The organism is Thermodesulfobacteriota bacterium (assembly GCA_036397855.1).
In the GTDB taxonomy this organism is placed as follows: Bacteria; Desulfobacterota_D; UBA1144; order Nemesobacterales; family CSP1-2; genus DASWID01.
The window spans coordinates 1-26,877 of sequence record DASWID010000103.1 but is presented as its reverse complement, the minus strand read 5'-3'; the positions used below and the strand labels follow the sequence as shown (position 1 = coordinate 26,877).

At 43.9% G+C, this 26,877-nt stretch carries 26 protein-coding genes and 2 pseudogenes; all 28 read left to right on the top strand.

Annotated features, from left to right (window positions below):
- The first annotated feature begins 789 nt into the window (after positions 1-789).
- A complete protein-coding gene (locus VGA95_07965) occupies positions 790-1,446 on the top strand; it encodes a hypothetical protein (protein HEX9666476.1) in 657 nt (218 codons plus the stop codon).
- 70 nt (positions 1,447-1,516) lie between these two features.
- A pseudogene (locus VGA95_07960) lies at positions 1,517-1,615 on the top strand (hypothetical protein).
- Between the two features lie 131 nt (positions 1,616-1,746).
- On the top strand, positions 1,747-1,908 hold the full coding sequence (locus tag VGA95_07955; GenBank protein ID HEX9666475.1) for a hypothetical protein: 162 nt from the start codon (positions 1,747-1,749) through the stop codon (positions 1,906-1,908).
- A gap of 109 nt (positions 1,909-2,017) precedes the next feature.
- Positions 2,018-2,587: pseudogene (locus tag VGA95_07950) on the top strand (glycosyltransferase).
- Positions 2,588-2,618: 31 nt separating this feature from the next.
- Entirely contained in the window at positions 2,619-3,269 is a 651-nt protein-coding gene (locus tag VGA95_07945) for an HAD family phosphatase (GenBank protein HEX9666474.1), read from the top strand.
- Between the two features lie 423 nt (positions 3,270-3,692).
- Entirely contained in the window at positions 3,693-5,057 is a 1,365-nt protein-coding gene (locus tag VGA95_07940) for a UDP-glucose/GDP-mannose dehydrogenase family protein (GenBank protein HEX9666473.1), read from the top strand.
- Complete coding sequence (locus VGA95_07935; GenBank protein HEX9666472.1) at positions 5,047-6,096, top strand: UDP-glucuronic acid decarboxylase family protein; 1,050 nt, start codon at positions 5,047-5,049, stop codon at positions 6,094-6,096. The genes VGA95_07940 and VGA95_07935 overlap by 11 nt, the downstream gene beginning before the upstream one ends.
- Positions 6,097-6,284: 188 nt before the next feature.
- Complete coding sequence (cysC, locus tag VGA95_07930) at positions 6,285-7,013, top strand: adenylyl-sulfate kinase (protein ID HEX9666471.1); 729 nt, start codon at positions 6,285-6,287, stop codon at positions 7,011-7,013.
- Between the two features lie 153 nt (positions 7,014-7,166).
- Positions 7,167-7,730, top strand: coding sequence for an adenylyl-sulfate kinase (gene cysC / locus VGA95_07925; protein HEX9666470.1), 564 nt, complete (start codon positions 7,167-7,169; stop codon positions 7,728-7,730).
- 161 nt (positions 7,731-7,891) lie between these two features.
- Complete coding sequence (locus tag VGA95_07920) at positions 7,892-8,623, top strand: ABC transporter permease (protein ID HEX9666469.1); 732 nt, start codon at positions 7,892-7,894, stop codon at positions 8,621-8,623.
- Positions 8,623-9,807: an ABC transporter ATP-binding protein gene (locus tag VGA95_07915; protein ID HEX9666468.1), complete on the top strand. Its 1,185-nt coding sequence runs from the start codon at positions 8,623-8,625 to the stop codon at positions 9,805-9,807. The genes VGA95_07920 and VGA95_07915 overlap by 1 nt, the downstream gene beginning before the upstream one ends.
- Positions 9,808-10,001: 194 nt before the next feature.
- On the top strand, positions 10,002-10,508 hold the full coding sequence (locus VGA95_07910) for a methyltransferase domain-containing protein (protein ID HEX9666467.1): 507 nt from the start codon (positions 10,002-10,004) through the stop codon (positions 10,506-10,508).
- 387 nt (positions 10,509-10,895) lie between these two features.
- A complete protein-coding gene (locus tag VGA95_07905) occupies positions 10,896-11,402 on the top strand; it encodes a hypothetical protein (protein ID HEX9666466.1) in 507 nt (168 codons plus the stop codon).
- A gap of 3 nt (positions 11,403-11,405) precedes the next feature.
- Positions 11,406-12,899, top strand: a complete 1,494-nt coding sequence (locus VGA95_07900; GenBank protein HEX9666465.1) for a CmcI family methyltransferase — start codon at positions 11,406-11,408, stop codon at positions 12,897-12,899.
- A 198-nt stretch (positions 12,900-13,097) separates the two neighbouring features.
- Positions 13,098-13,238, top strand: coding sequence for a hypothetical protein (locus VGA95_07895; GenBank protein ID HEX9666464.1), 141 nt, complete (start codon positions 13,098-13,100; stop codon positions 13,236-13,238).
- A gap of 15 nt (positions 13,239-13,253) precedes the next feature.
- Positions 13,254-13,934, top strand: a complete 681-nt coding sequence (locus tag VGA95_07890) for a class I SAM-dependent methyltransferase (GenBank protein HEX9666463.1) — start codon at positions 13,254-13,256, stop codon at positions 13,932-13,934.
- An 82-nt stretch (positions 13,935-14,016) separates the two neighbouring features.
- Entirely contained in the window at positions 14,017-15,021 is a 1,005-nt protein-coding gene (locus VGA95_07885) for a hypothetical protein (protein ID HEX9666462.1), read from the top strand.
- Positions 15,022-15,026: 5 nt separating this feature from the next.
- A complete protein-coding gene (locus VGA95_07880; protein ID HEX9666461.1) occupies positions 15,027-16,244 on the top strand; it encodes a glycosyltransferase family 4 protein in 1,218 nt (405 codons plus the stop codon).
- Positions 16,245-16,669: 425 nt separating this feature from the next.
- Positions 16,670-16,999: a hypothetical protein gene (locus VGA95_07875; protein ID HEX9666460.1), complete on the top strand. Its 330-nt coding sequence runs from the start codon at positions 16,670-16,672 to the stop codon at positions 16,997-16,999.
- Positions 17,000-17,327: 328 nt separating this feature from the next.
- Entirely contained in the window at positions 17,328-18,296 is a 969-nt protein-coding gene (locus VGA95_07870; protein HEX9666459.1) for a glycosyltransferase family 2 protein, read from the top strand.
- Positions 18,297-18,335: 39 nt separating this feature from the next.
- Positions 18,336-19,880, top strand: a complete 1,545-nt coding sequence (locus VGA95_07865) for a carbohydrate-binding domain-containing protein (protein HEX9666458.1) — start codon at positions 18,336-18,338, stop codon at positions 19,878-19,880.
- A gap of 240 nt (positions 19,881-20,120) precedes the next feature.
- On the top strand, positions 20,121-20,891 hold the full coding sequence (gene rfbF, locus VGA95_07860; protein HEX9666457.1) for a glucose-1-phosphate cytidylyltransferase: 771 nt from the start codon (positions 20,121-20,123) through the stop codon (positions 20,889-20,891).
- Between the two features lie 2 nt (positions 20,892-20,893).
- A complete protein-coding gene (gene rfbG, locus VGA95_07855; protein ID HEX9666456.1) occupies positions 20,894-22,024 on the top strand; it encodes a CDP-glucose 4,6-dehydratase in 1,131 nt (376 codons plus the stop codon).
- Positions 22,025-22,073: 49 nt separating this feature from the next.
- A complete protein-coding gene (locus tag VGA95_07850; GenBank protein ID HEX9666455.1) occupies positions 22,074-23,309 on the top strand; it encodes a class I SAM-dependent methyltransferase in 1,236 nt (411 codons plus the stop codon).
- Positions 23,306-23,839, top strand: a complete 534-nt coding sequence (gene rfbC, locus VGA95_07845) for a dTDP-4-dehydrorhamnose 3,5-epimerase (GenBank protein ID HEX9666454.1) — start codon at positions 23,306-23,308, stop codon at positions 23,837-23,839. The genes VGA95_07850 and rfbC overlap by 4 nt, the downstream gene beginning before the upstream one ends.
- Before the next feature lie 52 nt (positions 23,840-23,891).
- Positions 23,892-24,821: an NAD(P)-dependent oxidoreductase gene (locus VGA95_07840; protein ID HEX9666453.1), complete on the top strand. Its 930-nt coding sequence runs from the start codon at positions 23,892-23,894 to the stop codon at positions 24,819-24,821.
- The gene (locus VGA95_07835; protein HEX9666452.1) at positions 24,776-26,149 is read left to right on the top strand and encodes an NAD(P)-binding protein; all 1,374 of its coding nucleotides are present in this window, start codon (positions 24,776-24,778) and stop codon (positions 26,147-26,149) included. The genes VGA95_07840 and VGA95_07835 overlap by 46 nt, the downstream gene beginning before the upstream one ends.
- Positions 26,150-26,172: 23 nt before the next feature.
- Positions 26,173-26,877, top strand: a 705-nt coding sequence (locus tag VGA95_07830) for a carbamoyltransferase N-terminal domain-containing protein (protein ID HEX9666451.1), incomplete at its 3' end; no start/stop codon positions are given.

Below are 26,877 nucleotides of genomic sequence, written 5' to 3'. Positions count from 1 at the left end.
AAGGTGAGGTAGTTGTCAGTCCATTAACTGGCATTGGAAAATATGAGTGGAACTTTGGAGAAACAGGCATTCCCGGATCATACATAGCGGATTTTGAAATTACATTAAGCGACGGCGTTAAGGTAAGGGTTCCCGAAGGTGGGGCGTATATAAACGTAGAAATAGTGGATGGTTAAGTAGACTATCCGTATAAGGTTCTTCTCATATTATGGTATTTCCAAAGGTTCAACAGATAGCCTTTCTAAAATCTCTCGGGACTCTGGGCTAATGAGAATACGAATAGATCTCGAAGCAAGTTCGGGACATGCTTCGCAATTGTAGAAGCCAGATATTTCGAGGACAGAATCTTTAGAAGGATTTTCTTTAATTATCTTAATGCTCCAGGGGATGCACGGCTCTACGTCCTGCGTCATTGAAAATTTGTGAGGCGAATTGAAAAGAATGTCACACCGTGTGATTTGGGAATCCATAAAAATACTTCTGGATCCCCGACAAAAGTCTTCGGGGATGACATAACGGCTAAAAAATTTAATTCAACCACAACCCGCAAATTTTTTAAACTTCTTCATTCCTGATTTTCTCAGCGCAATTTTTGGAAGGCCGTTCAAGTCCTTTTCATTCTGAAAAGGATTAATGAAAATAAATCTATTCATAAAATTGCCAAAACCTTGTCCACGAAATATCTAACGTCTACAGCAATGACTGAAGAGGCGGGTCGTTGATGTGCCGATACCCTGCAGCCTCTGCAGGGCTTTTGATTCAGGAAAATTGCAGGCAAGTGGTACTTAAATGAACATTTCAATAATCGGGACAAGCTATGTCGGGATAATTACAGGCACATGCTTTGCCGAGAGCGGAAATAATGTTATTTGCGTGCATGTTGATAGGGAAAACGTCAAGGGGTCTCCCGATGATAGGACTCCGTTACGGGAACCCGGACTCGTTGACCTCATATTAAAGAACCTGAAAGAAGGACGTCTCTCTTTCACTTCTGACATTCATCACGCTGTGAAAGATTCTTTTATAATTTTTATAGCAGTTGGGACGGAGATAACCGGCGATAGTAGCATGGATAGAAGCATGATCATTAATGTGTCAAGATCAATAGGAAGAAGTATTAATGATTACAAAAAAATTGTTATTAGGAGTATTGTACCTTTCGGCACCACCGAATTGGTTCGTCAAACTATAAGACAATTCACTGACGTAGAGTTTGACGTTGCCTACAATCCAGAATATCTAAATGAAGGATCGGCTATAGAGGATTTTATGAAGCCTGATTGGATAGTGATTGGATTTGATAAACCTTCGGTTGCGGGGACAATAAAAAGACTTTATTCACTTTATATGAGTTCTAGTGATGGATTTATATTGGCTCCTATAAAATCAGCAGAACTTGCTACTTACGATGGAATTCAATACTTTCAACAAGAATTTGCCCGCTGAATTGAATCGAGAACCTTTGTTATCCCCTAGTTTGAATCCATGAGGAGATCAGAGGTGTGAGCTATTACCCTCAACTACTCCATTGATGGACAACCTGGGAATTATGACGGAATGGAGGGAGATTAGTGGAAGTCTAGATTTCTTCAGTATTACCAAAAAATATACATAATGGCCTGCAGGGCAAAAATATTCAACTTACCGATTCCAATAAGCGGATTTGTGACAGTTTATTAGAATTCAGTCAAAAATCATCTGGACCACGATTTTGTCATTGTTCATGACCCACAACCCCTTCCGCTGATGAGTTATAATAAGAAAATTTTCCCCTGGATTTGGCGATGCCACCTAGACCTATCGAGCCCGAACAAGGAACTCTGGAATTACTTGATTCCACATATAGAAAGGCATGATGCAGCGATATTTTCTATCAGAGAATACACCCAACAACTTACGATACCATAGTTTTTCTTCAGGGCGGCTATCGACACCCCTTTTCCCTCAAGAATCGGGAACTGAGTGAGGGCGAAATGGATGAATGTCTGGCTCGCTATCATGACCCAAAGACCTTCCACTTGTAGTTCAAGTATCTCGCTTTGACCCTTGGAAAGACCCCGAAGGTGTTATAAGAGCATTCAAACTGGCGAGAAGAAAAGTAGATTGCACACTCGTGCTTCTTGGCAATTTTGCTACAGATGATCCCGAAGGGGAAGAGGTATTCGAATCCCTGCTGGAGGATCAAGAGGAACGTATTATCATCCTATCTTGTGGTGATGATGCAAATTTGGTAAATACGCTGCAGAGGCGAGCCCCTGTCATCCTCCAAAAGTCCATTCGTGAGGGCTTTGGCCTGACAGTTACCAAGGCAATGTGGAAAGGGGAGCCGGTCATAGGAGGAAAAGCCGGTGAAATCCTTTCCCAAATTCAGGATGGAGTGAATGGTTTTCTCGTTTCAGCTATTGAAGAGGCGGCAAAGAGAATAGTACAGTTGCTTAGTGACAAGGATTTGCAGGTGCGGCTGGGTCAAAAGGCTAGGGAAACGGTACGGCAACAATTTTTGCTTCCGCGTCTTTTGGAACAATACATTGATTTGCTCAATTCGTTTGAGCCAAAAATTAAAATGAAGGAAATGGCCTCTATGTAGACAAAGATTGCTAAGTTTATCTTCAACGATCATGAATCAAACGTTAGACCAAGTTAATAGTTATATAAAGCAAGAACCAGGACCGTTTAACATTGTATTTGATCTCGGTGGAGTGCTCCTCACTTGGAAACCAGAACAAATCATAAAGGGTATATTCAAAGACCGAGAAGTTCAAACGATAGTAATGGACGAAATTTTCTGCCATCCGGATTGGGTTGACCTTGACCGGGGCACATTAGACAAAGATATAGCTATCGAGCGCGCTACTTTGCGCACCGGCCTCTTGAAGTCTGAGATCAAAAAACTTATGGAGTTGGTGCCTTATTCGTTGATTCCAAACCCTGAAATTGTAGAGTTAGTCCGCTCTGTTAAAAAAAATGGTAATCGAGTTTTCGTGCTGTCAAACATGCATGTTGACTCTATTGACTTTATCGAGCGAAAATACCCATTCTGGGATGTCTTCGACGGTATGGTTATATCCAGCCGCATCCAGATGGTAAAGCCAGAGTTAGAGATATACCAACATTTGTTAGAAAAGTTTGATCTTGTGATAGATAAAACAATCTTCATAGATGATATTCCTGAAAATTTGGAGGCAGCATCTAAGGTCGGTATGAGAATAATTAAATTTGAGAATGCGTTTCAATGTGAAGAAGAACTGAAAGCACTTGGTTGCATCTAGCATGGCTCTGCGCCTAGTTCTTAGCAAGATTCCGTTTGCGGCTATTGTCAAAAGGATACCTTTGAGTCTTAACTTGAGAATTCCCTGTTGCTTGCGAGAGGTTTTCCGCTGTCATTGCGCGTGGAGCGAAGCAATCCTTCTTATTATATCGCCGCAGGGCATGGCCGTTCGCCGCGACTATGGGTATTAGGACTATAGTATATTCAAAAACTATGTCCTGAAGTTTTAATAGCTGTCCTTAGCAATACTTAAAGTTTAATTCGAATTAGACTGATGTCCAACATACATTACCTTCTTAAGATGTTAAAAATTAACGAAATTGGAAATTTCGGCTGATCACAATTTTGTAAGTGAATTGCGGAAGCTTCGGACCATTCTATTCATGTCCCTACTCATTGTTAACCAATTACATAGGCCTACTAAATGAACATAACAATCATAGGAACAGGATATGTAGGGCTAGTTACAGGCACATGCTTTGCGGAAAGTGGAAATAACGTAGTATGTGTCGACAATGATAGAGAAAAAGTCGCTGGCTTAAAAGAAGGTAGAATGCCTTTTTTCGAACCTGGTCTTGATGGCCTTATATTAAAGAACGTCAAGGAAGGCCGGCTCCATTTTACAAGTGAGCTTCCACAGGCTGTAAAAAATTCTTTCATAGTATTTATAGCAGTTGGGACTCCACAAAATGGGGATGGTACTGCAGATACTAAATCAGTTATGAATGTTGCCCGATCGATAGGAAAGAGTTTGGATGATTACAAAATAATTGTCACAAAGAGTACTGTTCCAGTGGGAACGACAGAGAGGGTTGCTGAAGCTATAAGAGAAACCACTGATATTGAATTTGATGTTGCCTCAAATCCGGAGTTCCTCAAAGAGGGTTCGGCAATAGAAGATTTTATGAAGCCAGATAGGGTCGTAATTGGGGCGGATAACCCATCAGTATCGGGGATACTTAAAGAACTATACTTGCCATTCGTGAGAACTAGCAACCCAGTTATTACAGTAGGTATAAGGTCAGCAGAGTTAGCTAAATATGCGGCAAACGCAATACTCGCATCAAGGATTTCATTCATGAATGAAATTGCAAATCTCTGCGAACTTGTTGGTGCTAATATAGCAGATGTAAGAATAGTATTGGGGGCTGATAACAGGATAGGACATTCGTTTCTTTTCCCTGGGATTGGGTATGGTGGCTCATGTTTCCCGAAGGATGTCAAAGCGCTTATCAAGACTGCTGAAACATTTGAATATGACCTTAAAGTCTGTAGGGCCACTGACGAAGTCAATGTGATGCAAAAAGAGCTATTCTGGAGAAAGATAAAAATCTTTTTTGGGGGAGAACTAAAGGGTAAAAAAATTGGCGTATGGGGACTATCTTTTAAACCTAAAACTGATGATTTAAGAGAAGCCCCTTCCCTGTTCATTATAGATAAACTCTTATCGTTTGGAGCCGATGTCTCAGTGCATGATCCGATCGCAATTGATAATGCAAAGGAATATCTAAAGAATATGGTGACATATGCAAAATCTAATTATGATGCATGTTCCGAGGCGGATGCGTTGGTCATCCATACTGAGTGGAATGAGTACAGACAGCCTGATTTTGAACGCTTAAAAAACCTTATGAAGACACCTGTGATATTTGATGGAAGAAATCTATACAATCCAGAAAAACTTGAGAAGCTTGGATTTAGATATTTCGGTGTGGGCTTACAGAATGGAAGTTTTAAAAATGTAAGCAAGGCAGTTAAAGCTAACTCTCGTAGGGAAAATGTCAGGTAAAAATAAATTAACAAAGCCCTGGAGAATAGTTGTTACTGGAGGAGCAGGATTCCTTGGAAGCAATCTTTGTACAAAGCTCATTGAAATGGGCCATTATGTAATCTGTATCGATAATCTAATTACTGGTAATCCCGACAATATAGACCACTTACTGGGGAAAATAAACTTCAAATTCATTAACTATGACGTAACGCATTTCTTACATATTGAGGGAAAGGTAGATGCTGTGCTTCACTTTGCATCACCTGCAAGTCCCGCAGATTATCTCCAGTTCCCGATACAAACCCTAAAGGTAGGGGCCTTGGGTACGCATAAAACTCTTGGGCTCGCAATGGCTAAGGGAGCGAGATATCTTTTAGCAAGCACTTCTGAAGTTTATGGTGACCCTTTGTCAAACCCTCAATCGGAAGAATATTGGGGTAATGTAAACCCTGTGGGACCACGAGGAGTTTACGATGAAGCAAAGCGTTTCGCCGAAGCTATTACTATGGCCTATTATAGAAATCACAATTTAGACACGAGAATTGCAAGGATATTTAACACATATGGCGCATCGATGAGACCAAACGATGGCAGAGTTGTTTCTAATTTTATCGTACAAGCATTAAAGGGCGAACCGCTAACAGTCTATGGTAATGGAGACCAAACCAGAAGCTTCTGTTACGTATCTGATATGGTTGATGGAATCCTCAACTTATTGTTCTCGGAATATAATTATGAGGATAATTATATTGAGTTAGATGTGCATGATATAAATCGGAATCATTTTCTTCACTATCCTGTCAATCTTGGAAATCCTGATGAGCTGTCCGTTTTAAAAGTTGCATACAAAATTCTAAGTTTGACTGGAAGCGGAAGCAATATCGAGTTTAAACCATTGCCCGTTGATGATCCGAAAGTTCGAAGACCGGATATTTCCAGAGCAAAAACACTCCTTGGCTGGGAACCCAAGGTTAGTATTGAAGAAGGTTTATTAAAGACAATAAGTTATTTCAAAGAAAAATTAGCCCTGGATACGAAGACTAGAATTGTAGCATAAATTTTGTCCATAAAATTCGAAATTAGTGGCAGATAATCCAATTTGAAGATTTTACAGTTCCGTTTACTGGTTTACCTACTTCAGGAAAGGCTACTGTCACGAGGATGCTCGAGAAGGAGTGGAATGAGCTGAACGTCCGGAGGTACTCGGTGCAGACGAAGTTAGGGAAGAGATTGTAAGATTATCCGATGCGGATAGAGACTAAGATAAGAACTTTGTTAAAAACCCTATCGTGGAGACTTACTGCCACTTTCACCACTATGGTAGTCGCTTTCGCTATTACAAAAAGGGTAGATATAGCTGTTGAAATTGGTTTACTTGAAGCTATTCTAAAATTGTTAGTGTATTACATTCATGAAAGGATCTGGACAAAGGCTGATTTTGGCATTCAAGAGAAAAAACCCTTGGTATTATGGTTTACCGGTCTATCGGGTTGTGGAAAATCCGAACTTTCACAGGCCATTTATGAGGATCTTCTTAAAAGAAAAATAAGGGCGGAGTATTTTAATGGTAGGAGAATACGCGATATATTTCCAGAAATTGGGTATTCACCTAAGGATAGAAGAGATCATATCAAAAAGATTGGGAGCTTGATTAAGATCCTTGAGGATAATAATACCAGCGTCGTGGGTTCATTTGAAAGTCCTTTTGAAGAATCTAGAAGTTATTTACGCGATAACTTAAAAACTTATATCGAGATATACATACATGCATCGGTTGACTATTGTATAACGAATAATAATAACAAAGGCTTATATGATAAAGCCATGAGTGGGGAATTGGATAATTTCGTTGGGGTATCAATCAAGTATGAGGAGCCAAAGAATCCGGAAATAAGAATTGATATTGAAAATCAATCTATACAAGAATCAACTAAGCAAGTTTTAAAATATTTGGAAACAAACGACTATTTATAATTAAGAGTTTAAATTGACACGTATTAATCGTTAGTTTCTTTCGTTAATGCACTCGTAAGTTAACTTTGCGACCATAAGAAATGATCGATCATATTTCGACTTTGATAATACGAATGATTTTGCAATTGATGTAGCCTACTACAGGAGCGTAAAATGAAGGGTTTTACAGTTTGGTTTACTGGATTGCCTAGTTCAGGAAAGTCTACTCTAGCGAGGATGCTTGAGAAAGAGTTGAATAGGATGGATTTGCATGTTGAGGTTCTAGACGGAGATGAAGTTAGATTAAGGCTATCAAAGGGTTTGGGTTTTTCAAAGGAAGATAGGGATGAAAATATACGAAGAATATCGTTTGTAGCAAATCTTGTTACAAGGTGTGGAGGAGTTGCTATAACCTGTGCCATTTCTCCCTATCGACAGATAAGAGATGAGGCAAGGGAAGAGATTGGAAGATTCATTGAAGTCTACGTGAAGTGCCCTGTTGACGAATGTATGAAAAGAGATGTTAAGGGGTTGTACAAGAAGGCTCTTAGTGGAGAGATCAAAAATTTTACAGGAATTTCAGATCCGTATGAAGAGCCGCATGATCCGGAAGTGATTGTTGAAACCAATATAGAAACCCAAGAAGAAAGCATCGAGAAGATCATGGTGGTATTGAAGTCGCTCGGACACATCTCGCGTACGTTGCCGTACAGAATTACGCAAGTCGTAAATCCTTAAGATAAATGGTTAAGGCAAAATATTAAAATTTGACTAATTACACTGAAAAAATGCCTGTTGTTGTTTATACACCAGAGTCCAAGTTACGAACTCCAGGGATTCTTTTGACCTCTATGTGGCAAGATCTCAAAGACAGCCGTGAGTTGGCGTGGAGGCTTTTTGTGAGAGATATTTCTGCCCGATACCGCCAGAGTATTCTTGGGGTGTTTTGGGCATTTTTACCACCTATTCTGACCGGACTAGTCTTTATTATCTTACAATCAAGAAAAATTGTGAGTTTCGGAGAGACTGATATTCCTTATCCCGTTTTTGCTCTATTTGGGACAACGCTATGGCAACTCTTCACTGAGAGCCTCAACTCACCGATGAATTCTGTAAGAAGTGCAAGAGCCATGCTGGCTAAAATCAACTTCCCTCGGGAGGCCCTCGTAGTCGCTGCATTTTATCAAATGCTTTACAATTTGGGTATAAAATTGGTCATTCTGGCGGGTATTTTTGTATATTTCGGGATTCAGGTTACTTGGGGGCTTATGTTAGCACCCCTGGCTATACTCATGCTAATCCTCTTAGGGATGACCCTCGGATTGCTCCTCACTCCCCTTGGGACGCTATTCACGGATGTTTCTTCTGGATTGACGTTCGGCATACAGTTATGGTTCTTTGTAACACCAGTCGTGTATCCACCACCTCAGGCGTTTCCCTTTTCTCTAATAGGTACCGTGAACCCAGTGGGTCCATTGCTCATCGGCGCGAGAGATCTTGCTACAAAAGGTGTTCTGACAAATATAGAGCCATTTTTGATTGTGAGCAGTTTGACACTTGTTGGGTTGTTCATCGCGTGGCTAATTTATCGAACCTCTTTGCCTATAATTATAGAGAGGATGAGTGCCTGATGTCTGATACGTTAGTCACGATCGAAAATGTAAGCAAGAAATTCTGCCGTACACTTAAGCGCTCCCTCTGGTATGGTGTGAAGGATATAGGTTCCGAATTATTTTTGCGCAGCAACGGACATAGGGGTTTACGAAAGGAAGAGTTTTGGGCTATCAGAGATGTTTCATTAGAGCTAAGGCGTGGAGAAACTTTGGGCCTCATTGGAGCTAATGGTGCGGGGAAAACAACCTTGTTGAGAATGTTGAATGGCCTAATAAAACCGGATGCAGGGCGAATTGAAGTTAGAGGGCGGATGCAAGCATTGATTGCGTTGGGTGCGGGATTCAACCCAATACTGACTGGCAGGGAGAATATATATGTCAATGCTGCAGTCTTGGGAATTTCCAAATCTCAAGTGGATCGCAGGTTTGACGAGATCGTTGATTTCTCAGGAATTGAAGAATTTATAGATATGCCAGTCCAGAGCTATAGCTCAGGCATGGCGGTTCGAGTGGGCTTTGCTGTAGCCGCTCACCTGAGCCCCGATGTTTTATTGGTTGACGAAGTCTTGGCTGTGGGTGATGAGGGTTTTCAGAGCAAATGCTTGAGTAAAATTGCAGAACTTAAAAAATCGGGTACGGGAATTATTTTAGTATCACACAATATGCATACTATCTCAACTTTTGCCAAAAACGTTGTTTTATTGAAGAATGGCAAACATAAATTCTTTAACAATGTTTCAGAGGGCATAAGTGAGTATCGAAAACGATTCGCCCTTAATGATCGAGTGGAAATTCAACGGATTCATAGTGGAAATGACAATATTAACTTTTTTCAAGTAAGTGTAAACAAGCAAGAATTTTACCCCGGTGAATCTTTTAATATATCAATGAAATATGAGGCGAAAATTGACTTTTTTGATGCTGAGATTGATCTAACTTTGAAAAGCGACAATGATAACTCACTTTATTTTCAGGCAACTAATAGAGCCTATAACAAAACAGTTGATCTTCCAAAAGGCAGGCATGATTTGAGGATAGGAATTCGCGATATACCGGTTCAAAATGCGGAAGCAATAATAGGAATTGGAATCTGGGCCAAAAATAGGACAGAGCATTTATTTTGGTGGAGGATACCTTTAAAATTTAAAGGCGTTTCTCATTCTACCGGGATGAACCACCTGAACGTTTCATACCATGGATAGATAACATGCCTCCCACAAAGAAAATTGCAGTCCTGAAGTATCAATGAGTTGATTGCCAACATCGTGATAGGAATTTTTATTGGCACAGGACTTGTTTCTTATTTCCATTAAGTATAGTTTCTGTAAGAAATATTTGGATATCTAATATGTATCTGTAGAGTTAATAAAATATCCAATTACGAAGAAGTGCATGAATGATGAAAAATTATATAACAAGAATAAGTCCTTATCTTTCAAATTCAATCGGCCATAACATCAAGATGCAACAAGAATCGCCCTTGAAAGAGGCAAAGGAGTTTGACCCAGAGGACTTCAGAACGCGTGAAGAGTTTCGCTTAAGTTACATCGAGCTGTGTGATGCTATAGATATGATCCTAGATTTCCAAACTGTCCTAGATATTGGTTCGGCAAACGGTTTTGTTATTGACGCACTTGTTCCGAAGGGCAAGGATGTAACAGGGGTCGAGAAATCCAATGCTGTCTCTCCCTTACTTAGCGGTATTGCGAGCCAGAGGGCTATTTTTGCTGACATATTGGGACAGAGTAAAATTGGAGATTTTGATTTGATCACCTGTATAGAAGTCGCAGAGCACATCCCCCCACCTCAGTGGGGCTATTATCGACGCGATCGTCGCAAATGCAAAAAAATGGGTTTACTTCACCACTGCGACCCCTTATCAAGGAGGAATCGGCCATATTAATTGTCGTCCCCACTTTTTTTGGCTTAATGAATTCAGGAAAAGAGGTTTGGGCTTAGATTATGAGCGAACTGCTAAACTTATCAAAGCGATTGAGGGAATGGTACCTTGCACTCGGCTCCCCCTGAACAGTCTAGTGTTTTGTGTTGTTGAACTATCTGGAAAAGCCACGATGGCTGAACTGTAATGCCGGCTAGGGGTTGATTCAAGAATGACTGTTTACGCGTGAACAGATTGTCTCGTTCTTTAGGCAAAGCGGTTTGGGAGAAAGCCTTCAGGAAAATGTACCGTTTAGGCCATATGATAAGATGGTGCGACCTATTTTTTCAATCCTTTCTACAAGACGGGTTATACTCTTCTAGTTGTCGGATCTGGTCGTAGCGGAACCACATGGTTAGCTATATGATTGGAAGTTGCCCTGGATTTCTGTCACTATTCGAGCCTTTTGACTATCGTCATGTTCCGGAGCTTAATATCTTCTCACTGAGGCCGTATATAAGACCAAATCAAGCGTCTCACCGCAAAGACGAGGCAATTAATAGAATTTTACGGGGTGAACTTAGAAATGACTGGATGCTATCCCAAAATACACGGAAAATTAGCTGGCGAATTTTAGTAAGAGCAATTAGGGCCAATCTATTTCTGGCCTATATTAAGAATAGATTTAATAATAGAATCGGCTTCTTTAATATTACTTATAATTCTACCCACATATCAACTATATCTATGAGGAGTTGTATCCCTGAATCCAGTGTAGTAATGTTTGTCTACAACGGCGAGCGTGCATTGAAGAGGGTTGAGGAGGAACGCGGGAGGGGACAGTACTTTCCGTCCGTATGGGACATCCTTATTGCGATGGTGGAACATGCCAATTCGCACCGGGTGTTTGGCGGCTAAGTGATGACCACTACTACATCCATCAAAACCAAATACCACAACTTTGACGAGTACTCCTTGGCTGAGAATGCCCCGGGTCTAGCGGGCAAAGTCGTCACGCAGTTGATGTGGATGTACCGGAAAACTGTAGAGAAAACTAGACCAGTGGTGCTGGAACTCGGTACGGATCGGGGAGCGTCGACTACAATGTTCCTCCAAGCGTGTGAAGAAAAGGATGGAACATTGGTATCCGTCGACATTGCAGACTGTTCGGACATATCATCCTCCCCCAGATGGCAGTTCGTCCGGTCCGACAGCACCAACGTCGGGTATATCCTCTCGAAGGCGCCTCATTTGGAACGCGGCATCGATATACTCTACATTGATAGCCTGCACGCGCGTGCACATGTGGAAAAGGAGCTTACCGGCTGGTATCCCTACCTGAATGCCGGCTCGTGGATTTTCCTGGATGATGTTGATTCCCACCCCTATAGGAAAGGCAACAGGAAGGATAATTTTGAGGCAGAGATAGCTTGGGACCAGATTCACAAGTTCGTAAAGTCCTTCTTCTACGCTAATGAAGACAGCCTGTACCTGAACATCCTATATGGGTCTACAGGGCTGGCATGCCTACTCAAGTTGAGTCCGAAAGGGACCATTCCTGCCACGGCCACATCAATACGTCACCGCACGAACAGCCTGATTGCCCTAGCCAGGCACTATGCGGTTCTGGCCTTAGCCCGCATCAGGCATGGGTTTCTGCGCTTCGTCAGGAGGCCCCTGGTGAAAGGCATTCTCAAGCGAATGCGAAAGGCTGTGAGGCGGGGAGCGGATTCTAGTAATAACATAGAACAGCTGCCCAGATACGTTGTCGACCCGCAACTCGGTGTCACACGCCGCTGGTACGACAGCTATGACCAATACCTTTCGCATCAAGCGGAGAAGCTGACCAAGGTCGGCGCCACTCTACGCAACAGCGATCAGCAATACGAGCAGATTGTCACAAACCGCTACAGGCAGATTGATGTGTTCAAGGGAAAAAGAGTAATTTGCCTGGGTGCCCGATTGGGGGGAGAAGTCAGGGCGTTTAAGTCGCTCGGCGCGCTCGCCATTGGCATTGATTTGGAGCCGGGCCCTAAGAATAGCCATGTTGTTTACGGAGATTTTCACCACATACCCTTTCCAAATCAATCGTTCGATTTCGCTTTCACAAATGCCATTGACCATGTGTTCGATCTGGAGCGGTTCCTGGATGAGGTCAACCGTGTTCTTTTGCCGAATGGGGTCTTCTACGTTGAATTGGGACGCGTTAAATTGGGCAATTACGAGGTACTGGACATGGCAGAGCCCGGACCGGTGTTGAAAGTCCTTGGCTCGAGGTTCCGAATTGAGTCGCAAAAAGAAATCACGAATACAACGAACTATATCAATTGGGGAGGATTAGTACTCAAGCTGAGTCCGAAAGGGACCATTCCTGCAAAGCCACACCAATACTTCACCGCACTAAAAGCTTCATAGCCCTAGCCAGGCACTATCCGGTGTTTGTGTTAGCCCGCATCAATCGCGGGGTTTTACAGTTCGTAAGGAGGCATTGGTAAAAGGCATTCTCAAGCGTATCCGAATGGCTGTGAGGCCTGGGGCGAATCATAGTAAAAATGGCTCCTCCGGGTTTTTAGTGGGTGATTCAAGGAGGTGATCAGGTGCCGAATATTGTTGATGCCCCCCGAGAAGCATCTCGGGCGGCGAGGCGTTCCCCCCCAACCTCCTGCCCTTGTGGGAGATGCAGGCAAATCTGGATCTGGAAGGCTTGCCGAGGATCTTGCGAGGGATGCTACAGGGATGCAGCTTGATACTTAGCTGAGGTTTCAACAAATGCGTATGCGTCGGTGGTTAGATCCCTGGCTTCTTCGGCAGTCAAAACGTCGATCACGCCAAGGCCTCTATGAGTTCCTGGAGCGAGAATATTCTGCGATTCCGCGTCAAGCCGACGTGTTGAGCATCGGCGCTGGTGGAGAGGTCAATGACTTACTGCTGAACGTCGCGAAAAGGAACGGGTTTAAGGTTACAACATTTGATATCGATGTCGCTCGAGGACCAGATATCGTGGGTGATATTTGTAGCTATGATTTCGGGGGAAGACAGTTCGATGTTGTCGTGATCAGTGAGGTTCTTGAGCACTTGACGGAACCGTCGCTTGGATTGAAGACAATACACGGCATACTCAAAGACGATGGTAAACTGGTACTTTCAACGCCTTTTATATTGCCATTGCACGATCGACCCAACGACTACTTCAGGTTCACTCGTTACGGCCTCGAGCTGTTATTGCAGGACTTTCGTAACGTTCGAGTGCAAGAGCGGAATTCCTATTTTGAGGCCATAGATGTCTTGTGGGTGCGGCTGTTGATCGAAAATGGGAGCTCCGCCAAGCTCGCGTCCTACTTCATTATCCCGTTCATCTTCTATATTAAGCGGCCATTGACTGTCCTTCTGAGCAAGCTCGTTCAGACCGATGCAATGACGACGGGATATGTTGTGACTGCTGTCAAATGAAGGCACGTGAGTACTGACGTGCCGCCAGCTCACCGCACCGATGATCCGGTTTCCACTCACGAAACGTCTTGGCTATGCTGCTATGGAAACTAATACCCTTGTAACCGGAGTGACCGTGGTGATCCGCTCGGTGGGGGAGCGGACGGAGGCGGCGTGCCGAAATCTGCTTGCCCAGCAGGTACCAGAGTGTAACCTCATCACAGTGAGCAATGCTCCGTTCTCAGCGACTCTTGCGGACTCCTACCGGGCTGGCATCGAGCGGGAGCTTCCGTGGACGCTGTGCATCGACGCCGATGTGCTGGTGAGACCCTACGTAGTTTCGGAACTGCTGAATGTAGCTTGTGATCTGCCCGCAGAGGTGTGCGAGGTACAAGGAATGGTGCTGGACAAGTTCTTTGGAGTGCGTCGGCCCGCAGGCTCGCACCTGTACCGCACGTCCTTGCTGCCTAAGGCGCTCGACTTGATACCACCAGAAGGGGAAGACGTCCGCCCGGAGTACTACACGCTGAACAGGATGGCGGAGCAGGGACATCCGTGGGTGGAGACGCCACTGGTGCTCGGGCTGCACGATTTCGAGCAGTACTACCGGGATATTTTCCGGAAGTGCTACGTCCACGCGCGTAAATTCGGTGAGCAAATGCATCTCTTAGTCGAATACTGGAGACGGGTGGCGGTTCGGGACCCTGACTACCGGGTGGCCCTCTTTGGACTCGCTGCCGGTATCGTTGATACCGGGGACATACAGGTTGATGTGCGTCGTGACTACGGCTTCTCCAAATGGGTGGCGGACGAGAAATGGACGGAAAAGCGAGCGTTAGAACCCGGCCAGATAACACCTGGAGTGATTGAGGCGACGTTAGCCGAATGGACAATGTCTGGCGAGGCTCTAGAGCGATTCGCGGCCAGCGGGAGGAAGGAGACCATCGTTCACGGCGGCAACCCGCTGCAGCCTAAATCCCGGGGCCAGCGTTTGAGGGAAATGAAGGAAGAGTTGGGATTGACGATGATGCTTCCGTGGTTGGCCGGCTGGTCTTTGAGTTGGGCCGGACGTAAGCTCATAGCAGGGGCCAGGCATTACAGAGCATAGTAGTCATGAGGATTGCATTTCTAACTCTTGAGTTTGTTACCGAATACCTAGACGGTGGTGGTATTGGGAACTACTTGAACCGCGTATCCGCCGCACTTTCTAGGCTCGGCCATGAGGTCGAGATTTTTACCCGTGCAGAACGCGATGGAACAAGCACCCACCATGGGATCCCGGTGCACCGCGTCCGTTCCGAAGTTCCCCAGTGGCTGACGCGTCTGTTCGATCTGTTCCCCCGGCGGTTTCGCATCCCGAGAACCCTTGCTACTCTGAGAGTCGCTCACCGACTTCGCAGCGTGTTCCTACGCCGTCACAAGGAAGCACCCTTTGACGTGGTCCAGGTGCCCCAGTTCAATGCGCCTGGACTGTTCTTATCCTTGAATAGCCCGGTTCCAGTGGTAACCCGCATATCCAATTATGAACCGGCGTGGCGTAAGGCAGAGGGAGCCCTACCTGCACTAGACCGCCGATTGTCCGAATGGTTGGAGCTTCTGGCAATGCGCCGCAGCGCCGGTGTTTACTCTCCTAGCAGATGCTTGGCGCAAGTCATCCGTGAACACGTGGGACTGAGTATAGATGTGATACCTCCGCCTATGTTCATAGAGACGGAAATGACGGACGAGTCGGTTTACGCCCGGAACCTGGCGAACCTACGTTACCTCCTGTTCTTTGGTTGGATTACTCGGCTCAAGGGCCTTTACGTACTGGTTGAGGCGTTGCGTACGGTAATGCCACGCTGTCCAGATATGCATTTCGTTTTCGTAGGGCAGGCTCGGTGGGAAGCGGTTCAGAAGATTCTACCTCCCCATGCGGAGCGCATCCACTACCTTAGCCCACTGCCCCACCCACAGCTTTACCCCATCATCAGGCATTCCCGGGGCGTCGTTCTGCCATCACTGATTGATAATCTACCGAATGCTTGCCTGGAGTCAATGGCGCTGGGCCGCCCGGTAATCGGAACGCGAGGAGCCAGTTTCGACGAGTTGCTGGTCGATGGAGAGAGTGGCTTCCTCGTCGAGCCCGGCGACCACCACGGACTGGCAGACGCAATGCTAAGATTGTGGGCGCTGCCGGACAGCCAACTGGACAGGATGGGGGAGATGGGCAAGAGGTCTCTCGGTCGCTACAGCCCTGAGGTGGCATGTGCTCAGCTAGAGCAGTTCATGTCCGGTATTTTGGCAAGTGCAACCCAGGAGCCACGGGCATGGCGAATAAGTAATAAGTAATGTACCTATATACGGTGTTGCGTCGTTCGGCCTACCGGCTCTGAATGACGCCATATTAGGAACATTTTATGAAAGATCGATGAGTTCATAGTCAGAGCTCGGAGGCCGAGGTGGCATTGCAGCGACCAGCGAGGCCTAAACAGGTGCTAGTACGTCGTGTATTGCACGCCGCTGGAAGCAATATCTTTGGCGAAAGGCCTGTGAATTGTGCTAATCGAAGATAGGGCGCCCCGCCCTCCTAGAGGACATACCGGTCGCTGTTGAACAACGCAAGGGATACGCGCTCGGTAAGAGGGGTCTTTCCTGACCAGCCCTCGTTCTATCTTGAGCTTAACCGGTTCTATATGCCACATTTACGGAATCTGGATTGCTTAGAGATTATTCTCGATACGCCGATGGAATAGGAGATTCTGAAGTACTACAAAGTGAATAACAAGTTGATCAACTACGTGCGGCAAGAACCAGATCGTTCAATTCCGAGCAGCGATGAAGCGTGCTATCTGCCTTTTTTCAAGGGCAAGAGACTGCTCATCGTGCGTACTTTCGCGGGGATTCTTCAAAAGAGGGCGACCAAGGAAATATTTGAAGGGGTTTGGTCTAAAATAGGGAAAAAGTGGTTTTATTCCAAAGAAGTGGATGCACTTGAATTCCCCTACGGATTTGCCAATGAAACACATAAAAAGTATTCCATGGCTATAGATTTATTTAAATATATAACAACTGAAATTGAAAAAAAGATTTCGATATTGTTATAATAGCTGCCGCAGGACTAGCGATACCTATCGCCTCTTATATCAAAAGTATTGGTAAAATCGGTATTCACCAAGGTGGTCATTTACAGGTTTTGTTCGGAGTAATAGGGAAAAGGTGGCGAGAGCGGTGGCATTCGAAAAAGAAATACTTTAATGATTATCGGATAGATATGCCTGATAAGTACAGACCTAAGGAAACAGATGTATCCGATAGAGGAGCTTATTGGTGACAAAGCTCAAGTGTCAAAAAGGATCGAAGATTTTATTAGATCCTCCCTATATATTAATCCACAATTAGCATACCTCGATCCAAGATAAAATCTTATAAATTATGCATACTCCTGTAGCTTTTATAATATTCAATCGTCCAGATACTACTGAGCGGGTATTTGCGGAAATCGCCCGGGCCAAGCCGTCGAAGCTGTTAGTCATAGCTGATGGGCCGCGGGATGATCATCCCGAAGACGCGGAAACATGCGCTGCGGCGCGTTCCATTATTGAGCGCATAGATTGGAAATGTGAGCTGTTCAAGGACTATTCTGATATAAATTTAGGGTGCGGGAAACGGCCCGCCACAGGAATTAGCTGGGTTTTTGAGCATGTAGAGGAGGCAATCATCCTGGAGGATGATTGTGTACCACATCCTACTTTTTTCCGTTATTGTGAGGAGCTACTGAAGAGATATCGTGATGATGAAAGGATAGTACAGATTTGCGGAAATAATTTCCAGTTCGGCAAGAGACGGAGCTCCCTTAGTTACTTCTTTTCTTGGCATAACATATGTTGGGGTTGGGCCTCCTGGCGCAGAGCTTGGCGGCATTTTGATATAGGATTGAAACTATGGCCCATGCTTCGTAATTCACCATGGTTGCTCGATATTGTCGGGGACCTAAGAGCTGTTGCTTATTGGCAAGATAAATTTGATCGAGCCTACGCTAGCGCCGGAAATATTGACTATTGGGATTACCAATGGACCTTTGCCTGTTGGTCTCAGAATGGACTTTCGATCTTGCCTAACACAACACTCATTTCTAATGTTGGATTTGGTGTGGAAGCCACTCACACAAAATCTGCAAACAATAAACTTGCCAATCTTCCTGCCGGCGAGATGATCTTCCCACTCCAGCACCCACCCTATGTTGTGAGAAACAGCGAGGCTGACCAGTTTTTTGTTGAGCAGGTAGTTATTCCTAAGCAATCTGAATCTCAGAATATTTATAGATGGCTCCATAGCAAAGTGTCGCCTTTTATCCCACGGCCAATAAGAAAGGCAATTTCTTCAACGCTGTTGAGTAGGTAATTTCAGTATTTACATTTGTTAAAGGAAGGTAAATCGACCATGGCTCTAACAACAAAAATAATTTACATAAATCTAATTAATGTGAGTTTGTTAATACTACTATCCTGTAGCGGAGGGGGAGAAAGCAATGGGCGCGATTCGCTTTCAGGAAACCCTCAACCCGGAGACACTCCAGACCTTGCGTTACCAAGCGGCAGTACAAGCCCTATCATTCACACAAATGACGGCAATATGGATTGTTATACATTGGAGTATTTAATGGCTCTGGCAAGCGCTGGAGAGATTAATCTAGTAGGAATTATTCCAGATTCAGCATTTGGCGGAAGGCCGGGCCTGCCCGATATTTGGGAAACTACTATGTACACAGACATAGTAGGCAAGGCGCGAAGAAGCGGGATGATCAATATCCCCGATCCTGCTGCAGGTCCTGCAAGACCCCTTGCGCATCCTGTCTCTGACACAATTGAAGATACGGAACCTATTGATACCCCAGGCAGTCGCCTGATCGTACAACAAGCAAACAAAGCTACACCAGAAAACCCATTGGTTATAGTTACAGGTGGTCCTCTGACCGCAGTGGCAGATGCTTATCTGTTGGACAACAGTATTGATGACAAAGTCGTAGTTGTTTCTGTTTTTGAGAGAGAGAATGACATGAACGGTTATAATGGGCAGTTAGACGGATGGGCTGCTTTTATAGTGCTCCAAAAGTTTAGGTATGTACAATTTAAGGTATCTAAAGACAATGCTCCAGACGTTTTTAAATCAAGGCTGGGAGGAACAGAAATACCTGAGAATGAGCTAAAGCGTTTTATGGTTGATAAGGACCAGCTTCGTGTTAATCTTCCTGACAATGTTGATATTGATGTACCGCCTGCCATAGCTTTAATGAGGACTGATTATGTACTCACAACCAAACGGGTTTCGTTCAGTCACTGGATAGATGCAACCAATTCATGGGGGAATCCTTTCTCGAAGGTACCAGCTTTCAAAGATGATCCTAATGGTAACGCATTGGTAGTCACTAGCGCTAGTAAATCTATAGCAACGGATGAATGGTGGCGAGTCCTATCAAACCCTGCGGCATATAGTGGAACGGTAGTACAACAGGCTCCCTTTTATGATACACCTGCTAGTATTCCAGGTGTTATTGAGGCGGAAGACTTTGACTGGGGTGGGAAAGGTTATGCCTTTTTTAATACGTTCCCTACTGTTTGGCCAACGCATCGGGTAGATGCCTCAAATTTGAATCTTGAGGATTCTACAGACGTAGGAGGGGGTTTTAATATTAAGGGAACAGAGCCTGGGGATTGGTTGGAATACACCGTGAGTGTTACTTCCTCGGGCACTTACAGGATAGAAGCGCGTGTGGCTTCGGAGGAGAGTGGTAATGTCTTTCGGATCAAATTTAATGGAGTAGATAAGACGGGTGCAATAGGAGTACCCAACACGGGTGGAGAGCAAAGCTGGCAGACTGTAACGGTAGAAGGGGTGCAGTTAAATGCTGGTGAGCAGGTGATGAGGATAGAAATGGACACAGGTGGCTTTAATCTAAATTATGTTAACTTTGTTTTGGTTAACTAACTTAGCAAATCCCGGAAAGAGATTCTTTCATATACCATCTAGCCTTCATTTTGACCTGATAGTGAATAATCTATAGGCATCTCACCTATAATTTATTAAAGAACAGAGTCACTTCGATTTACTAACCAAAATAAATCATTGTCGTTAAATTCTAGCTTTAAGTGAATATCAATGACCCATCGAATGAATATATTTGTCTGGTTTATGGGATACATTAAATAAAAGGGGGGGAGGTTTCTGATGAAAGTAGTAATCCTTGCTGGTGGGTATGGCTCACGCATCAGTGAAGAGAGTGGCGTTCAACCCAAACCGATGGTGGAAGTCGGAAACAGACCGATTTTGTGGCATATCATGAAAATCTATTCTGCCTTCGGTTTCAATGACTTCGTCATCTGTTGTGGATACAGGGGCTATGTCATCAAAGAGTACTTTTCCAATTATTTCCTCCACATGTCCGATGTTACGTTTGACATGAAAAATAACAATATGGAAGTTCATCGAAATGGAGTTGAGCCTTGGAGGGTTACATTAGTCGATACAGGTGAAAAGACAATGACTGGCGGACGACTTAAACGTGTTGAGAAATTTCTTGATAAGGAAACTTTCTGTTTTACCTATGGCGATGGTGTGAGTGATGTAAATATAAAACAGCTAATAGAATTTCACAGGAAGCAAGATACCTTGGCTACATTAACAGCAGTTCAGATGCCAGGTCGATTTGGAACTTTCACTTTGAGGGAAGAACAAACTAAAGTTTCGAATTTTAGGGAAAAGCGACGAGATGAGGGGGCGTGGCTAAATGGTGGGTTTTTCGTATTGGAACCAGGTGTAATAGACTACATAAGGAATGATTCGACTGTGTGGGAGCTGGAGCCGCTGCAAAGGTTAGCACAAAACGGCCAACTATCAGCTTACAGGCATAAAGGATTTTGGCAACCTATGGATACTTTAAGAGACAAGTACGTTCTTGAAGAGCTTTGGGCTTCTGAAAATCCACCTTGGAAGATTTGATAATGAACCAAAGATTCTGGAAAGACAAGAATGTCCTGGTTACGGGTCACACCGGCTTTAAAGGAAGTTGGTTATCATTGTGGCTACAGAGCTTGGATGCGAATGTCTTAGGATACGCTCTTCCACCGCCGACACAACCGAGTTTGTTCGAAATAGCAAGGGTAGCCAAGGGTATGACATCGATTGTCGGAGATATTCGTGATTTGGAACATCTAAAAAAGGTTTTCACTAAATACGAACCCGAAATCATCATCCATATGGCTGCCAAGTCATTGGTGCGCTATTCTTATATCAATCCTGTTGAAACATACGCTACTAATGTCATGGGTACGGTCAACGTACTTGAGTCAGTGCGACAATCTGATAGTGTGCGCGTCGTAGTTTGCATTACCAGTGATAAATGCTATGAAAACAAAGAATGGCACTGGGGATACAGAGAAAACGAGCCTATGGGTGGACACGATCCCTACTCCAGTAGTAAAGGATGTGCGGAGTTGGTTATAGCGGCCTATCGTAACTCCTATTTCCCTGCGGAGGAGGATCGAGATCACCGGGTAGCATTGGCAAGTACAAGAGCTGGCAATGTAATTGGGGGTGGGGATTGGGCCAGTGATCGCCTTATCCCTGACATTATGAAAGCTCTTATGGACAAAAGGCCTGTAATTATTCGCAATCCAAATAGCATTCGTCCCTGGCAGTATGTATTGGAACCGCTAAGAGGCTATCTAGTTCTGGCTGAACATTTATGGAATCTAGGGCCTCAATTCTCTCAGAGTTGGAATTTTGGGCCAAACGATGAAGAAGTTAGATCTGTCGCATGGATTGTGGATTATCTTATTAACCAGTGGAAAGGTAATGCTCGATGGGAGTTAGATGGAGCTCATCATCCACATGAAGACAATTATCTTAAATTAGACTGTTCAAAGGCAAAAAGCTTGCTTCATTGGTCACCGAGACTGAGTATCTCGACTGCCTTGGATTGGATTGCTGAATGGTATCGGGGCTATCAAAATCATAACAATATGAGAAGTCTCACAGAAGCTCAGATAAATCGCTATGAAAATTATGGGGCTGTTGGTCATGAGAAATCCAAACTATCTGATGACGCAGCTATCAAGAAAATGAAAATGTGAGGACTCTCGGGTAACTTCAGATATTTTGAAGACTATGGTTTGATTAGTCATGAATATTTTGAGGTGTAATTTCTGCAAAACAGTTTTGAATCACACATTTATTGACATGGGAATGTGCCCGCTTGTTAGTTCTTATATCAAGCCGGAAGAACTGCTAAAAATGGAACCATTTTATCCACTTCACGTCTACGTATGTGAAAATTGTTATTTGGTTCAGCTTCCAGAGGTTCAAACACCAGAGCAGCTCTTTAGCGATTATCCATATTTTTCATCCTATTCGGAATCCTGGCTTCAACATGCAAAAGCTTATGTGGAATATATGATTGAGCGGTTTGGCTTTAGCTCTGGAAATCAGGTCGTCGAGATCGCCAGTAATGATGGTTATCTGCTGCAATTTTTCAAGGAAAAGGGAGTGCCAGTATTAGGCATTGAGCCCGCTAAAAACGTGGCAAGGGTGGCTAAGACTGCAGGTATACCAACGATTACGAAATTTTTTGGCGTAAATACCGCTAAAGAATTGTCTTCCACGGGGATAAAGGGAGATCTTGTGTTGGGAAACAATGTCCTAGCCCATGTACCAGATATAAATGATTTTGTCGCAGGTTTGAAAATCCTGCTTAGACGTCAAGGCGTTATCACCATGGAATTCCCCCATTTGATGAAATTAATTAATGACAATCAATTTGATACTATCTTTCATGAACATTTCTCATACCTTTCATTTATTGTTGTGAACAAGATTTTTTCTAAACATGGCTTAACCATATTTGATGTTGAAGAATTATCCACACATGGGGGCTCGTTACGAATCTTTGCCAGTCATATAGAGGATGACTCGAAGTCTATTTCTAAGCGGGTACAGATTTTAAAAGAAAGGGAATTGACGGCGGGCCTCAACAATATCGAGACTTATGCTTCTTTTTCAGATAAGGTACAGGCAACCAAAAATAAGTTATTAGAATTTTTGATAAAGGTTAAGCGTGAGGGTCGATCCATTGTCGGTTATGGTGCACCGGGGAAAGGTTGTGTACTTTTGAATTACTGTGGCATCCGGGCTGAATTTATTGACTATACGGTTGATCGCAATCATCATAAACAGGGCTATATGATGCCTGGAGTCCATATTCCAATCCATCATCCGTCTAAAATTAGACAGACGAAACCAGATTATCTGTTAATACTGCCTTGGAATCTCAAGGCTGAAATCATGGAACAGATGGCTTTTATACGGGAATGGGGGGGTAGATTTATCGTTCCTATACCCGAAGTTAAGGTTTACTCGTGATTTTCACAGAAACAAAAATCAAAGGTGCTTTCCTTATTGAGATTGATAAGTTAGAGGATGAACGTGGTTCCTTTTTCCGCATATGGTGCAAAGAGGAATTTGAGTCTCACGGTTTAATCTCGCAGTTTGTTCAATTTAACAAGTCTTGTAGCAGGAAGGCAGGAACAATCAGGGGCTTACATTATCAAGTTCAACCACATCAAGAGGTTAAGCTAATATGTTGCACCAAAGGTGCGATTTATGATGTGATTATTGACATTAAACCTGAGTCGCATACCTACAAGCATTGGATGGGAGTCGAATTGATAGCGGATAATCATAAAATGCTTTATGTGCCTAGTGGAGTTGCACACGGTTTTAAAACACTAGAGGACAATACTGAAGTATTTTACCCTGTATCAGAGTTCTATTCGCCAGAATCTGAATGTGGCATTCGTTGGGACGATCCAACGTTTACCATAGAATGGCCAATAACGGATTCACTGATTATTTCAGATAAGGATAAAGACTGGCCCGACTTCTTTTCATGAAAACGTTGATTTAATAACTATGATTAGGTCAATATAAATTTTTCTTACTCTTATGACAAATAAGGTTTTAGTTACCGGGGCGACTGGTTTTATCGGCCGGCACTGTCTACCATTACTTTTAGAAAGAGGATACGAGGTTCATGCTGTTACATCAAACAAATCAGGGAAATTTCTGTCTAGAGTAAAATGGCACGTGGCTGATCTGCTGGATCTGAAACCGCTTCAAGAATTAATATTAAAATTCCAACCGACTCACCTTCTTCATCTTGCCTGGTATGTGATTCCTGGAAAATTGATCAAAGCCAGTGAGAATTTACAGTGGGTTCAGACAAGCTTGGATTTATTACAACTATTTCAAGAGCATGGTGGAAAGCGAATTGTTATGGCTGGGTCTTGTTACGAATACGATTGGAATTATGGATATTGTTCAGAATTTCTTACTCCCAGGGTTCCAGCTACCTTTTATGGTAAGTGTAAGAATTCGTTACAAACTTTGCTTGATGCATATTCCATTGAAACCGGATTAAGCAGTGCCTGGGGAAGGGTCTTTTTTGTCTATGGTCCCCACGAATATTCGACGCGCCTTGTCTCATCGGTTATTGGCTCTATTCTCCATGGCGAGCCAGCCCTTTGTTCCCATGGCAATCAGATCCGTGATTATCTTTACGTCGAAGATGTTGCGGACGCATTTGTTTCGTTGTTAGAAAGCGAAGTTTTTGGTCCAGTCAATGTTGGTTCGGGACGGCCAGTTTTTCTGAAAGAAATTATTTTTAGAATTGCTGGAAAATTGAAGAGAGAGGATTTAATTCGACTGGGTGAGCTGCCGGTTTCCCCAAACGAAGCTGCTCTGGTAGTGGCTGATGTTAATCGTTTGTTTGACGAAGTGGGGTGGAGACCAAAATACGATTTGGATCATGGTTTGGAGCAGACAATCCAGTGGTGGAAAAGCCAGCTGAAGTACGAGGTAGAGAAGAAAATATGACAAGGATTGCAATATTGGGGGCAGGCATGGCGGGGTTCGGGGCCTCGAACCGGCTTCTCAAAGAAGGTGTTAGATCCGTAATCTATGAGAAAAAGCCCTATCATGGAGGCCATACAGCGTCCTTCAAGTTCGATAGTGGTTTTATCTTTGATGATGGACCACACATTTCATTTACGAAGAATGAACGAATACAGAAGATCTTTGCTGAAAGTGTTAATAATGAATTTGAAACTATTCAGGCTCGCACAAATAATTACTGGCAAGGACACTGGATCAAACATCCCGTTCAATGTAATCTCTATGGTTTGCCCAAAGACCTCATAGTAGATGTCCTGCGCGATTTTATATATGCTCAGAACAACCACTATGGTGAAATCAAGACTTATGCAGACTGGCTCTATGCAAGTTTCGGGAAAACATTTTCCGAAACATTTCCAATGGAATACGGACTAAAGTACCACACGACGAAAGCAGACAATATGAGCACAGACTGGCTCGGTCAAAGGGTGTATCGACCAAATCTGGACGAGGTATCGCAGGGTGCATTGTCTCCAGTAACCCCAGATGTTCACTACATCGATCATTTCCGTTACCCATCGCACAATGGCTTTGTATCTTATCTTGATAAGTTTCCATCTCAGACTGATATTCGTCTAAATCATGGACTCATTAAGCTTGATCCACGTGCTCGAAAGCTTTATTTTGAAAATTCAGTCATGTGCTCCTACGAATATATTATTTCCTCCATACCATTGCCAGATTTGATACCGTTGATCTCTGGAGTTCCGGCTGATGTTATAGAGGCTTCTCAGAGACTCTCATATAGTACAGTCGTTGTTGTCAATATTGGTGTTAACCGTGAGGATATTTCAGAAGCGCACTGGACTTATTTCTATGACCCGGATTTCTTTTTTACTCGGTTGAACTTTCCACATATGCTTTCGCCAAACAATGTTCCCCACGGAGCAGGAAGTATTCAGGCTGAGGTTTATTATTCAAAAAAATATCGCCCTCTGGATCGATCTCCTGGGGAGTGCATTCATCCTGTTATTTCAGACCTTAAGCGCTGTGGACTTATCCGCGGGGATGACAAGATCTTGTACAGGGGGGCCACGATTGCTCCATATGCGAACGTTATATTTGATCTTGACCGTGCAGATGCTTTGGCAACCGTCCATGGATATCTTGACGATATAGGAGTAATTTATTGTGGAAGATACGGCGAATGGGGGCATCATTGGACTGATGAGTCTTTTATTAGCGGGGAGAACGCTGCCCAAAGGGTTCTGGACAGTATGTGCCCACGATCGGTGAGTTCTCGAGCATGAGAGCAAAGTAAGGTAATATGACGATTAACATTCTAGGAATATCAGCGTTCTTTCACGATTCTGCTGCGGCTTTGATACGAGACGGTGAGATTGTTGCGGCCGCCCAAGAGGAGCGTTTTACTCGCCGTAAGCACGATCCCGATTTCCCCCGCAACGCCATCGCTTACTGTCTTACTGCAGGTGAGATCAATTCTAGTCAGCTTGACTATGTTGTCTTCTATGAAAAACCTTTAGTTAAGTTTGATCGTATACTTGAAACGTATCTTGCGTTTACTCCAAGGGGCTTTGAATCATTCCAGAGAGCGATGCCGCTTTGGGTAAATCATAAGTTGGATATGCCTAAAGCAATTTTAGATGAACTTGGCGCTGAATTCAGTGGACAACTCTGCTTCACGGATCATCATGAATCTCATGCTGCCAGCGCGTTTTTCCCTTCCCCGTTTGAGGATGCCGCCATTTTGACCCTTGACGCGGTAGGTGAATGGGGAACCAGTTCAATCGGTACGGGGCGCGGGAACAAAATTACTCTTACACACGAAATGCGTTTTCCTCACTCTTTAGGGATGCTATACACGGCGTTCACATATTATACTGGGTTCAAGGTGAATTCCGGTGAATACAAGCTTATGGGGCTTGCACCATATGGCCAGCCCAAGTATGTGGATGCGATCTTGGAGAAGATTGCAGACATTCGAGAAGACGGCTCTCTTTGGCTGGACATGTCGTAT